We start from the raw sequence: 13,244 nt of genomic DNA, 5'->3' as shown, positions 1-13,244 counted from the left end.
TCGTTAGTTCGGACACCAAGACAAGACGCAACATGATGACCTTTCGAGCGATTAACTACGTTAATCCTCTGTCGGTAAGATTAAAATAAAGACTTTAATCTTTAAATGGCTGGCCCTTATCGAATGTTGCAACGCAGTATTGGTTTTCGAACTAACGACCCGTAGGGCAACCCGAGAGGCAAACATCTTCGTTGTTGTGAAGTCTCGATTTAACGCGTTAGATCTTCCCTTCACGCCTAGAACCTGTTCACCTCACGACTTGCTGATTTTTGCATCTTGAATGATAACGGGTATATATAAAAAAGGGGCTTTGCAGCCCCTTAAAGGTAAGTCGACAAGACAGTTTACCAGCCTTCTACCCCTTGCATATCAGGTAACTGGTGCGCGATGCCTTTATGACAGTCAACACAGGTTTTATCGCCTGATGCTAAGGCTGTTGAGTGCTGCTTAACACTTAGTGCCCTCTGCTCACTGAAGTCCATGAAATCAAACTCATGACAGTTGCGGCATTCTTGAGAATTATTCGCTTTCATTCGATGCCACTCACGATTTGCAAGGTATGCGCGGCGTTCTTCAAATTTTTCTTGAGTACTGATAGTGCCCATGGCAAATGCAACTAGCTCTTTAGACGCCTGTACTTTACGGACAATTTTATCTGTCCAGTTATGCGGAACATGACAGTCAGAACAAATAGCACGTACGCCGGAACGGTTCGAGTAGTGAATTGTTTCCTGGATCTCTTTAACAATCGGAGCATGACAGCCTGAACAGAATTCTTCAGTATTAGTTGCTTCCATGCCTGTATTGAAGCCGCCCCAGAAAATAATACCACCGGCAAAACCAAGAAAAAGTACAAAACCAAATGCCGCCGATGACGGCGTTTTCATAATAAACCACAAACGTTTCAATAGTTTAAGCATAATTGTAAACTCCCGGTTTATTGTAACGAATCAACAGGTTTGAAAGTATTTTCAACCAGAGGTTTCGCATCAGCCTGCGGTACATGACACTGTAAACAGAAATATCGGCGTGGTGAAACGTCAGACAAGGTTTCTCCCTCACGCGTTTCAAAGTGTGTCACACTGATTTTTGTTGCAGACATAGCACCGGCATTTTTAAAGCTGTGACAGGATAAACACTTATTCGCATTAGTATTAACCTGATAGCCGCGAATGCTGTGCGGAATTAACGGAGGCTGCTGAATATACTCTCTGTCAATCAGCTGCTGGTCACGAGGCACACGTTTCATATCTTCTGATTTATTGACATCAGAAACCTGCTCATAACCGCGTAATGACAAAACACCGCCGTTATCTGTGATGATATCGCTATCACTGCTCCACGCTGATGATGCCGATAATACTACTATCCCTGCTGCTATCGCTGTTAGCAATTTTTTCATTTTATTTCTCCACCCTTTGCTAGGCTATTCTTACCGCTTAAAACGGTTGTAATTTCAAAAACATTTTCTGCACAAACATCAACACAACGGCCGCAGTTTGTACAAGTTAAGTCTTTAACTAAAGGTCCAATATCATGTTTTTTCCCGTATACCGGACCTTTTAAAATTTCCGGTTCAGGGCAAACATCAAAACAGTCTGAGCAGTCTGTACATTGTTCACGTTTAACTGCACTCACTTTTATTAAACTAGTTCGGTTAATCAGAGAGTAAAAAGCCCCCATTGGACACAAGTGGCCGCACCATCCGTTTTCGACAGCAAGCAGGTCAAACAGAAAGATCATTAAAAATAAGATCCAGCCTAACCCCATACCAAAAAACAGACCGCGGTTAAATGCAGAAACCGGGTTAACCAGCTCCCATGACATTACCCCGGTAAAAAGGGGCAGTATCATTACCATTGCTAATATCCAATAGCGCCATTGACGGCTTATAACTTTCTCTTTGCGTAAATTCAGCTTTCTTCTGCACCATGCAGCCGCATCAGTTAATAAATTAACCGGGCAGATCCAGGAGCAAAATACACGCCCGCCTACTAATCCATAAAACAGAGCAACAATTAATGCCCCTAAAAATCCCTGAAACAGCGGCAGATGTCCGGAAGCCATACTTTGAAGCAATATAAAAGGGTCAGTAAAAGGCACCACACCTAATAACAGACTGGAACTTAAATTACCTTGAATAATCCAGATTCCAGCTAATGGGCCGAGTAAAAAAAGCGTTAAGATCGTCACCTGCACTATGCGGCGCAGTATTAAAAAACGGTTAGCTGAAAACCAGCCTTTTTTCTTTACTGCTTCGAACCCTAAAGACTGATTATTTTTCATTTCAGCACCTCAGGAACACGATCCGGCAGATCTAATACCGGATCAATAAGTGACTCGCCTGCTTTCTCTTTCTCTTTCCAACCCCAGCGATAATGATGACCAAGCTCGCCTTTAGCAATAGTTCTCGGCAGCACCTTTATCGCAGCTTCTTCTAATACACACGCTTCTTCACATTTACCACAACCGGTACACAGATCGGAATGTACCGTAGGAATAAAAACAGCATGATGCCCGGTGCGAGTATTACGATGCATCTCTAAAGTGATCGCTTCATCTATCAACGGACATACACGATAACAAACATCGCAGCGCAGACCTTGAAAATTAAGACAATTTTCCTGGTCAATCAACACTGCCAGCCCCATTCTAGCGTCATCGATATTGTTAAGTTCCGGGTCAAGCGCACCTGTGGGACAGGCCGCTTTACAAGGAATATCTTCACACATCTCACAGGGATCTGTGCGCGCCAGAAAATAAGGTGTTCCGGTTGCTATCGGCTGAAATAATCTTCCTAACTTCAGCATATCGTAAGGACAAGCCTCAACACACAAGCCGCAGCGGATACACGCAGACTGAAAATCAGCCTCGGGCAATGCACCCGGCGGGCGAAGCATCTGCGGGTTCGCGGACTGGCTCTGATTCGAATACCCTGCCAGTCCCATTCCCATAAATCCTACGCCGCACGCCCCTTTACTTGTATTTACAAGAAACTGACGGCGTGTAACTTTGCGTTGAGGACGTTTACTCATACTTTTTTATTAAACTTTTTTAGTAATTTTTACAGCACACTTTTTGTAATCCGTTTCTTTTGAAAGCGGATCGGTCGCATCAAGTGTGATCTTGTTAACCAGTTGTTTAGCATCAAACCACGGCATAAATACCAGGCCTTTCGGCGGACGGTTACGACCACGTGTTTCAACACGTGAAGTCAGTTCACCACGTCGGGAAGCCAGTATAATTTCATCACCACGACGCAGCCCGCGTGATTTAGCATCAGCCGGGTGCATAAACACCACTGCATCCGGGAACGCACGGTATAATTCAGGCACACGACGTGTCATCGAGCCGGAATGCCAATGTTCAAGTACACGACCGGTGCTTAACCATAAGTCGTACTCGTCATCCGGAGACTCAGCTGGCGCCTCATAAGGCAGTGCAAAAATAACCGCTTTATTATCTTTTTTACCGTAGAACTGTACTTCGCTGCCTTTTTCGACATACGGGTCATATCCTTCGCGGAAACGCCATAATGTTTCTTTACCGTCAACTACCGGCCAGCGAAGTCCACGCGACTGGTGGTACTGCTCAAAGGGTGCTAAATCATGTGCGTGACCACGACCGAAAGCGGCATATTCTTCAAACAGACCTTTCTGTACATAAAAACCAAAATGACGTGCTTCATCATTTAACTGTTCATCTTTTACTTCATCAAGACCAAATGCATCAACATTACCGTTACGGTAAAGTACGTCGTACATAGTTTTGCCTTTCACTTCAGGCATTTTAGCAATCAGATCTGCCGGCCAGACTTCTTCTATTTTGAAGCGTTTAGCGAATTCCATCAGCTGCCATAAATCAGACTTAGCACCTTCAGGTGCTTCAACCTGCTGATGCCAGAACTGAGTACGGCGTTCAGCATTGCCGTATGCGCCCTCTTTTTCCACCCACATTGCAGTCGGTAAAATAAGATCCCCCAGCTGTGCTGTTACTGTCGGATACGGATCTGACACTACGATGAAGTTGTCAGGATTACGATACCCCGGAATGACTTCTTCATTAATATTAGCGGCAGCCTGGGCGTTGTTATTACACATAACCCAGTAGGCATTTAATTTACCGTCTTTAAGCATACGGTTCTGCAGCACGGCATGGTAACCTGGTTTAGGCGGAATAGTCCCTTCAGGCAGTTTCCATATTTTTTCAGTCGCCGCACGATGTTTAGGATTATTAACCACCATATCAGCCGGCAGACGATGTGAGAATGTGCCCACTTCACGCGCCGTTCCACAAGCTGACGGCTGCCCCGTTAATGAGAATGGACCTGAACCAGGCTTAGAAATCTTACCGGTTAACAAATGTACGTTGTACATCAGGTTATTTGCCCATACACCACGAGTATGCTGGTTGAACCCCATGGTCCAGTAAGAAGTGACTTTCTTAGTCGGATCGGCATATACCTTCGCTAATTCAATTAGTTTAGCGGCTGGTACGCCAGACATTTTTTCAGCATATTCAACATCGAATTCAGAAACATATTCGGCGAACTCTTCAAAAGTCATCGGTGTTGAAGCACCAGAGTCTGGATTTTTAGCGGCTTTCTGCAGAGGATGTGTCGGACGCAGACCGTAACCGATATCCGTTACACCTTTACGGAAGTTGGTATGTTTCTTAACAAAATCTTTATCTACTGCGTCATTTTTAATAATGTAGTTAGCGATGAAGTTTAAGATTGCTAAATCAGACTGCGGCGTAAAGATCATGCCGTTATCAGCCAGTTCAAACGAACGATGCGTATAAGTCGATAATACATGTACACTTACATCAGGATTACTTAAACGGCGGTCGGTCAGGCGTGACCAGAGAATAGGATGCATCTCGGCCATATTTGATCCCCACAGCACAAATGCATCTGCGTTTTCGAGATCATCATAACAGCCCATCGGCTCATCAATACCAAAGGTACGCATAAAGCCGCCTACAGCAGAAGCCATACAGTGACGCGCATTAGGATCGATATTATTAGTACGGAAACCAGCTTTCATCAGTTTAGAAGCGGCATAACCTTCCCATACTGTCCATTGACCTGAGCCGAACATACCAACAGAAGTCGGTCCTTTCTTTTTCAGTGCATCTTTGAATTTATCGGCCATGATATCAAAAGCCGCATCCCAGGATACTGGTGCAAACTGACCTTCTTTATCGTAAACGCCGTCGGTCATACGCAGTAAAGGAGTAGTTAGACGATCTTTGCCGTACATGATTTTTGACAGGAAATAACCTTTGATACAGTTAAGACCTTTGTTTACCGGTGCATCAGGATCCCCCTGTGTAGCAACAACCCTGCCGTTCTGCGTACCGACTAATACACTACAGCCCGTACCGCAGAAACGACACGGGGCCTTGTCCCATTTAATTTTGCTCGCATCCTTGCTGGCAATTAAATTGCTCGCGGAGGCCGGCAGCGTTACTCCAGCAACAGCAGCTGCAGATGCGGCTGCTTGTGCTTTCATAAATTCACGTCTCGTAAATTTCATCTTACTCCCTCACTCTTTTTTTTAGATTCTAATTTTTCAAACTCGTGATAAACAAGTCCGGTATTAATGACGCCGTCTAAGGCGTTAATGTCGTCAATCACTTCCATGATTACTCGTTGATTAGGTGCTTCTAAAACAACAATCGCTTTCCCCTCAGGAGAAATTGTTATTAATTCAGCCCCCTGTAATGAATTGATGCTAGTGGTAATGGTAGCAGCCTTTTGTGGATTAACATGCACAATTAAGCTGGATACATGTAATTCTTCGTTTTTCATTATAATTCCTTTATCTCAATAGCCTGTGTTGGACAAGGTGAAACACAAGCGCCGCATCCCGTACATAGCTCTGTATTAATTTGCGGAACAGCATTGATGCCGATTTTAAAAGTAAGTGCCAGACTCTCGCAGCTTTCACCGCAGCTGCGGCAGTAAATATTTTCAGCGGCCAGACACTGAGTGCTTATCTGCGCTTTTTTATTCCATGGTGTCTGAGCTGTATCGGTAAATATCTGCTCATTACAACTATCTGCACATTTCCCGCAAAAACTGCACTCCCCAAGATTAAAATCGATCTGCGGATATCCGCCGTCTCCCTTTTTAAGAATTTTTTCGGGACAGACAGAAATACAATCGGCGCATTTACTACAGTTATTAATAAAACCTTGTGCATCTTCTATCCAAGGCGGCAGATTGTGAACTGCGATCCTGCTCTTAGATCGAAATAAACTTCGTTTATTGGAATTAAACAGCACCACTTAATAACCTTAATTTTTGAATTGTTATTTTGACGTTAACTAATTGCGCAAATTGTTAAGCAATACTAACAGATAACATATACCCATTTAGAGTAAACTTAACCGACAATTGATGAATATCAAAGGAAATATATAAGGAGTGAGAGTTGCCCCTCAGTTAGTAGGGCTTTATCGCCTAATTAACCGTCAATCAAGGACCTACAAGGTTTTGCGAATGATACGCGATCGTATTTACGGGGGGTATTATGCTTAATTTAGACCGGAATACTAGCTGTTATTAATATACACAACTCACTGTATAAATAATAATTAATAATTAAAATGTAAAATTAATGTTACCCGGCCAACGCTATAGATAGTATGAATATTTTCAAAGGGAAGAGAAACAGCAAAATCAGAGCTGAAAAATTCAACATTGATTTTGCTGTAATTATAGCTTTATTATTTCAGCCTCCAATTGAGGCAAGGTGAGGTGTGCCCCCCATCAGTCCATCAGCTAAAAAGTGCCCGGAAATTTTACTCTCTAGCGCTTGCAGAATACGAGATTTTAAAGCTTCTTTATCGTTTTCAGATGCAAGCAGATCTCGTAAATCAACGCCTTGTTCACCAAACAGGCACAGATGCAGGCGTCCGCTTGAAGAAACTCTTAGGCGGTTACAGCTTTTACAAAAATCTTTACTGTAAGGCATAATCAGTCCTATCTCTCCCTGATAAGCTTCATGGCTGAAAATCTGCGCAGGACCGTCGTGGCTTAAGGGGACTTTTTGTATCCAGCCGTCAGCCAGGAGCATTTGTTTAAACTTCTCTCCTGAAAGATGATGTCTGGCGAAAAACTCAGCATTGTCTTCTGTCTGCATTAATTCAATAAAACGCAGCTGAATCGGCTGATTTTTAATCCATTCAAGATACAGGGATAGATCAAGATCATTAAAACCTTTCATCAATACACTGTTAATTTTAACCTGCTTATATCCAGCTTGCACCGATGCGGCAACACCTTCCATTACTTTCTGAAAGATATTCTTGCCGGTAATCAGATGGAAGGTTTTAGCATCCAGGCTGTCAACACTGACATTAATCGCATCGAGGCCGGCATCAAACCACTGCTGAGCAGATTTTTTGAGCTGATAACCGTTAGTGGTGGTTGCCACTTTCTCTATACCGGGAGTCCCTGCAATCGTAGAAATAATAGAGGTAAAATCTTTACGTAAACTAGGCTCTCCACCTGTGATTCTTATCTTTTTTGTTCCAAGCTCGGAAAAAGCCTGTACTAGATTTTTAATTTCGAGTTCACTCAAAAATTGCTTCTGCTGAGTTCTCTGGTAGCCGTCCGGCAGACAGTAATTACATTTAAAATTACATTCGTCGGTAATGGACAGCCGTAAGTATTCAAACTTCCTGTTGAAGTTATCCATGAGTTGCTGCATATTCAGTTCCTTTCCAAACACGGGAGGCAAACCGGTTTCCAGATTTACCCTTCTTAATAAAGAAGCAGTTCATTATTAAGCGGCTTAATTCACATATTCATTGTTAAGAAAAAACTTAGTGATATAAAGCTCGGAGCTATGTTAATAATTGTTTCACGTCTTGGTGATAAATAAACACTATGTTACATTTAAGTTCACTTTCTCTATTGTCTATTAGCTATGAAAATTAATCTACTGTTTCGTCCACGTTCTCTTACAAAAGTGATAACTAATTTCTGTCTATTGGTACTGGTCATCTCAAGTATGCAATTTATAGGTATATCAAATATATTTCAGCATCACATATCCAGTCGGAATATGTCATGGGTATTATCAGATGTAAGATTAGGTGCAGTCAAGCTTCAACATGCTGCTCGTTATGATCACAGCCAAATTCCGGATATAATCAAAGCCACTGAAAAAGCCCTAGCAATTCAGAAAACTAGCGAATCTAGTTGGTTTGACGACGACCCGTTTAACAAAAAAAGTGAGTTACTTAATAAACAGTGGAAAGAGATTCGACTGTTTATTGATCAGGGAAAAATTCAACACTCAGAAAAACTATTAACCGAATTTTACCAAACGATTAATGATATGTTTCCTATGTACCGCAAGCTTGGTGAAGAAAGACTGATTGTAATTTATGCAATTGAAGTTATTGAATTTGTATTAAGCGCACTGATTGTTATATTTTTATTTTATTATTCAAAAAAGCATATTATCACCCCGGTCAACCGCCTTCTTGATAATGCTAAAGCCATTAAGAACCACAGTTTTAAATTTGATTTTCCACACTGTGACAATGAAATAGGCTTACTTGCTGACGGTATGCGGGATATGTCTGTCGAGTTAGAAAAATTATTAACCGGTATGCAGGAGCAGGTACAACAGAAAACCCTAGAGCTGGAAAAAGCCAATACGACCATTGAATTCTTATTTTCTATTTCACAGCAGCTAAACACTGTTAAATTGACTTCACCAATTCTTTATAACACACTGAATGCACTTGGAAAACAAGCCAATCTGAGCAAACTTTGTCTGGAATTAAACAGCGGCTACTTTATTAAAAGTGAACTAGACTGCGCTTCCGTTTACCCAGAGGCTTCTCGAAGCCCGATTGTTATTAACGGAAAAACCTACGGATATTTAAATTATGTACAGAATGATGAATCACAGGACTGTGCCAGTTTAATTGAAAGTTTCAGCGGCCTGGTAGCCAGGGCTTTATATCAGGATGAATATACTCTGCAGACCCAGAAAATTTCTTTAATGGAAGAGCGCAGCGTCATTGCCCGGGAGCTGCATGACTCAATTGCACAGTCTTTATCTTTCTTAAAAATTCAATGTGCAGTTTTGCAAAAGCAGGTAGGACAAACGGATAACCCGCGGGCAATACAGACTATCGATAATGTTAAATCGGCTATCGCAGAAGCTTATACGCAGCTTCGCTCATTACTTTCAACTTTCCGCTTGAATGTACCTGAATCTAATTTTAGAGACGCCCTTGAAACCATGGTTGAATCACTGCGGATTCAGAGCAATGCACAAATAACACTGAGCAAATTTAAAGATTACTTTCATACCACGCCTAATCAACATATTCATTTACTGCAGATAATTCGTGAGGCAACAGTCAATGCAATTAAACATGCGCAATGTAAACATATTGATATTTCCTGTATCATCACCGATGAAGATAAAGTCTGGATCAGTATTGTTGATGACGGACGAGGAATCAGAGATAATTCTTCACAGGAAGGTCATTATGGACTATCGATTATGAAACAACGCGCGGATGAACTGGGTGCGACTCTGTCTATTATACCTTTACAACACGGCACAGAAGTAAAACTTATCTTCCCTTACAAAAACAAGCTACTGAAACAAGGAATTGAAAATGTCTAATTTAACTCGGGTTATCATTGTTGATGATCATCCTCTTATGCGCAAAGGCATCCAGCAATTACTCAATATTGAGCCCGGCTATGATATTATAGCTGAAGCCACTAACGGCATCGAAGCAGTCAGCTTCGCAAAGAAAATGCAGCCGGACCTGATCCTGCTTGATTTAAATATGCCCGGTATTTCCGGATTAGAAACACTAACAGCACTGCGTAAACAAGGCTGCAGTGCAAAAATTATCGTGTTAACCGTTAGTGACAATAAGCAGGATGTGATCGCAATTATTAATCAGGGTGCGAACGGTTATCTGTTAAAAGATTCAGAGCCTGAGTCTTTACTTAGTAACGTCGACAAAGTAATGGCAGGTCAGATGGTTGTCAGCAATGAACTGCTTGGCTACCTTGAAGATCTGGATCAGGAAGACAATATCCGCACTAAACTAGCGTCTTTAACAAAACGCGAATCCCAGATACTGCAGGAAGTGGCTAAAGGTCATAGTAATAAAGAGATTTCAGATAACCTGCATATTTCTGAAGGCACAGTAAAAGTACACGTCAAAAGCCTGTTGAAAAAACTACAAATCAAATCCCGTGTTGAAGCTGCTGTTTTATATCTGCAGCAGGCCAAATAAGTTTTTTCTACTGCATCAAACCACTTTGAACTGCTGTAACGCACTTCTCAGTGGTTTACTTACCTCTCCTATATAATGCACTTTAAACACGGAATTTATGCTTTCAGATTCACTAAAAAAACAGATCCGTGCGAGTTATGATCTTATCACTCAGTCCCTGCCTCATTTTAATAAACGTAAGGCGCAGAACTATTTAGTAGCTGAAATCGCTAAAGTACTTGCCGGCGAGTATGATAAGTCTCGACGTATTCTCGTTGCTGAAGCCGGAACCGGCATAGGAAAATCACTGGCATATTTATTAGCGGGTATCCCTGTTGCACAGCGTGCAAATAAAAAACTGGTTATTTCCACAGCCACAATCACTCTTCAGGAGCAGCTGATACATAAGGATCTGCCCTTCTTTTTACGCCATAGTGATTATAAATTCTCTTTCACCTTAGCTAAAGGCAGACAGCGTTACTGCTGCGAACATAAATTGTTCAACGCCCTTCAGGAGGGAGAGCAGCAGACTCTTTTTGCTGAAAAACCACAGGCCGGTGACCGGGATCTGTTTAAACGTTTAAATGAAGCTTATCTCGCTGGTAAATGGCAGGGTGATCGCGACAGCTGGCCGACACAGATACCTAACCGCGTCTGGTCACATATCGTATCCGATAAGTTCAGCTGTAAACGCGCCTTAGCAAACCACCGTCAATGTCCTTTTCATCGTGCACGGGATGATATTAATAAAGCCGATGTTATCGTGGTAAACCATGCTTTACTGTTGGCTGATCTTGAGTTAGGCGGCGGCATTATCCTGCCGGATCCTGACAACTGTTTTTATGTTATTGATGAAGCACATCATCTTCCCAAAATTTCCCGCGATTTTTCCAGTGCCCGCGCAAGCATTAAGGGCAGTCAGGACTGGCTGAAAAAAATAAATCAGTTGAGCCAGCATATTAACCGGGTGATAAAACGCCAGACCACCATTACGCCGGGTTTAAATATGCTTGAAAGCGCAGTGGAGTTAAGTAAAGATCTTAAAATAGTGGAGCAGTACTTTAGCGATAATCCGAGTTATTTTAGTGAATCTGAACAATTTAGGTTTGCAATGGGGGAACTGCCGGACGCTTTAACGATTCCTGCCTCAAATTTAAAAGATGAAAGTAAAAAATGTCTGGCGGCTTTAAATAAACTGTCAACGATTATCAATGAAGAGATCAAAGACGGTAATGTAAAAATGGCCGATGCAGAGACGCTGTTGATTGAATGCGGCTTTTTCCTGCAGCGTCTGGAAAATATGCATGCACTATGGGTCATGCTTACCAAAGAACGCTCTGCTAAACACTGTCCTATTGCCGCCTGGGCAGAGCAGGACAAAACTGATATTTATCTGAATGCTTCGCCGATTGAAGTTGGCGGCATCTTAGAATATATGCTCTGGTCGCAGGCTGCCGGTATTGTTTTATGCTCGGCAACCTTGACCTCACTTAATAATTTTGAGTTTTTCAAACGCCAAAGCGGCCTGCAGAACAATGACGGGACTCAGTATTTACGCTTGAAATCCCCTTTTGACTACCCGTCAGTGCCATTAATTATCTCTACTATGGAGAATGATCCGACCCAGGCCGGCTTTGATAATGAACTGTTTGATAAAATAAACGATAACATTCAGGATAAACAAGGTAACCTGGTGTTATTTGCATCCTACTGGCAAATGAATTTAGCGGCTGATAAACTCGCGCCTAAATACGGTGATGCATTATTAATACAGGGAGACTTATCCCGCAGCAAACTGATTGAAACCCATAAATTCCGCTGTGATAAAGGTCAGACAAGTATCCTGTTCGGCACAGGGAGTTTATCTGAAGGGCTTGATTTACCTGGACATTATTTGACAAACTTAGTAATAACCAAGTTACCTTTTGCTGTCCCTAATTCACCGGTAGAAGAAGCACATTCAGAATGGATAAAATCACAGGGTGGTAACCCGTTTATGCAGTTGTCTGTTCCTGAAACCAGTAAAAAACTGATCCAGGCCTGCGGACGCCTAATAAGAAAAGAAAATGATACGGGGCAAATAATTATTTTAGATAAACGACTGCAGAGCAAACGATATGGAAAAGGTCTACTTGAAGCACTGCCGCCGTTTGCTATCCAATTCGAGAATAACAAATAATGACTGAAGTTTTATTTGATCCTAGTACCTGGGTTTTAATCGTACTGGTCGGACTGGCAGCCGGCTTTATAGATGCGGTTGTCGGTGGAGGCGGTATGTTAACCGTACCTACACTGCTAAGCTTAGGCCTGCCGCCGCACCTGACCTTAGGCACTAATAAGCTGTCCGCCTGTTTTGCTTCCGGTACAGCGGCCTATACGTATTTTAAAAAACAGCTGTTCAGCCCGCAGTTTTGGAAAGAAAGTTTCTACAGTACCCTTATAGGCGCGGCGGCAGGCACTGTTTTTGTCAATCTGGTATCGACAAAATGGCTGGAAAAATTATTACCTTTAATAATATTAGCCGTAGCTGTTTATAGTTTATTTAACTGTGTTCGTGATATCGACAATCATCAGTTACCGCCGGTAAACAGACTGTTACGCATAAAGCAGTCCATACAAGGATTTTTATTAGGCTTTTATGACGGAGCTTCAGGGCCCGGCACAGGTGCATTTTGGGTGCTCTCAACAATGCGTCTCTACCGTTTAAATATTCTGCTTTCCAGCGGTATCGCCAAGTCGATGAACTTCACCAGTAATTTAACATCTTTTGCGATCTTTCTTTATTACGGCCAGGTTAACTGGCTTATTGGTTTAACCATGGGCTTTTGTCTTATGCTTGGTGCATATATCGGCGCTCATTCTGCCATTCATTTCGGGGCTAAGTTTATCCGCCCTATTTTCATCTCAATTGTTGTTATTATGGCGCTCAATTTAGGATATAACGCATGGCTGAGTTAAGTTCAATCAACTTT

At 42.2% G+C, this 13,244-nt stretch carries 12 protein-coding genes and 1 riboswitch; of the genes, 4 read left to right on the top strand and 8 right to left on the bottom strand.

Features of this window, described 5'->3' with window-relative positions; translation table 11 throughout:
* Window positions 1–344: 344 nt before the first annotated feature.
* The 8 genes from G327_RS0120515 to moaA form a co-directional block, all read right to left on the bottom strand.
* The gene (locus G327_RS0120515; protein WP_019616685.1) at window positions 345–920 is read right to left on the bottom strand and encodes a NapC/NirT family cytochrome c; all 576 of its coding nucleotides are present in this window, start codon (window positions 918–920) and stop codon (window positions 345–347) included.
* A gap of 17 nt (window positions 921–937) precedes the next feature.
* Window positions 938–1,402, bottom strand: coding sequence for a nitrate reductase cytochrome c-type subunit (locus G327_RS0120510; RefSeq protein ID WP_019616684.1), 465 nt, complete (start codon window positions 1,400–1,402; stop codon window positions 938–940).
* Window positions 1,399–2,286, bottom strand: coding sequence for a quinol dehydrogenase ferredoxin subunit NapH (napH, locus tag G327_RS25255; protein WP_019616683.1), 888 nt, complete (start codon window positions 2,284–2,286; stop codon window positions 1,399–1,401). Before napH ends, G327_RS0120510 begins: the two co-directional genes overlap by 4 nt.
* A complete protein-coding gene (gene napG / locus G327_RS0120500; RefSeq protein WP_026339469.1) occupies window positions 2,283–3,035 on the bottom strand; it encodes a ferredoxin-type protein NapG in 753 nt (250 codons plus the stop codon). The genes napH and napG overlap by 4 nt, the downstream gene beginning before the upstream one ends.
* Window positions 3,036–3,044: 9 nt before the next feature.
* Complete coding sequence (napA, locus tag G327_RS0120495) at window positions 3,045–5,540, bottom strand: nitrate reductase catalytic subunit NapA (protein ID WP_019616681.1); 2,496 nt, start codon at window positions 5,538–5,540, stop codon at window positions 3,045–3,047.
* Window positions 5,537–5,815 carry a chaperone NapD gene (locus G327_RS0120490; RefSeq protein WP_019616680.1) on the bottom strand — a complete coding sequence of 93 codons (279 nt, stop codon included), beginning with the start codon at window positions 5,813–5,815 and terminating at the stop codon, window positions 5,537–5,539. The genes napA and G327_RS0120490 overlap by 4 nt, the downstream gene beginning before the upstream one ends.
* Window positions 5,815–6,294 (bottom strand): ferredoxin-type protein NapF, encoded by a 480-nt coding sequence (napF, locus tag G327_RS0120485; protein ID WP_019616679.1) that lies wholly within the window; start codon window positions 6,292–6,294, stop codon window positions 5,815–5,817. Before napF ends, G327_RS0120490 begins: the two co-directional genes overlap by 1 nt.
* Window positions 6,295–6,740: 446 nt before the next feature.
* Window positions 6,741–7,721 carry a GTP 3',8-cyclase MoaA gene (gene moaA / locus G327_RS0120480; RefSeq protein ID WP_019616678.1) on the bottom strand — a complete coding sequence of 327 codons (981 nt, stop codon included), beginning with the start codon at window positions 7,719–7,721 and terminating at the stop codon, window positions 6,741–6,743.
* A riboswitch (molybdenum cofactor riboswitch) is annotated at window positions 7,712–7,869 on the bottom strand. Its footprint overlaps the gene before it by 10 nt.
* Window positions 7,870–8,078: 209 nt before the next feature.
* Between moaA and G327_RS0120475 the strand changes: the two genes are divergently transcribed.
* From G327_RS0120475 to G327_RS0120460, 4 genes are all read left to right on the top strand, one after another.
* The gene (locus G327_RS0120475) at window positions 8,079–9,665 is read left to right on the top strand and encodes a histidine kinase (RefSeq protein WP_019616677.1); all 1,587 of its coding nucleotides are present in this window, start codon (window positions 8,079–8,081) and stop codon (window positions 9,663–9,665) included.
* A complete protein-coding gene (gene narL, locus G327_RS0120470; RefSeq protein WP_019616676.1) occupies window positions 9,658–10,293 on the top strand; it encodes a two-component system response regulator NarL in 636 nt (211 codons plus the stop codon). The genes G327_RS0120475 and narL overlap by 8 nt, the downstream gene beginning before the upstream one ends.
* Before the next feature lie 97 nt (window positions 10,294–10,390).
* The gene (gene dinG, locus G327_RS0120465; RefSeq protein ID WP_019616675.1) at window positions 10,391–12,451 is read left to right on the top strand and encodes an ATP-dependent DNA helicase DinG; all 2,061 of its coding nucleotides are present in this window, start codon (window positions 10,391–10,393) and stop codon (window positions 12,449–12,451) included.
* Window positions 12,451–13,230, top strand: a complete 780-nt coding sequence (locus G327_RS0120460) for a sulfite exporter TauE/SafE family protein (protein ID WP_019616674.1) — start codon at window positions 12,451–12,453, stop codon at window positions 13,228–13,230. Before dinG ends, G327_RS0120460 begins: the two co-directional genes overlap by 1 nt.
* Window positions 13,231–13,244 lie beyond the last annotated feature (14 nt).

This window comes from Psychromonas ossibalaenae ATCC BAA-1528, from assembly GCF_000381745.1.
Classification (GTDB): Bacteria; Pseudomonadota; Gammaproteobacteria; order Enterobacterales; family Psychromonadaceae; genus Psychromonas; species Psychromonas ossibalaenae.
The sequence above is the reverse complement of the archived record's forward strand: the minus strand, read 5'-3'. Positions and strand labels throughout refer to the sequence as shown.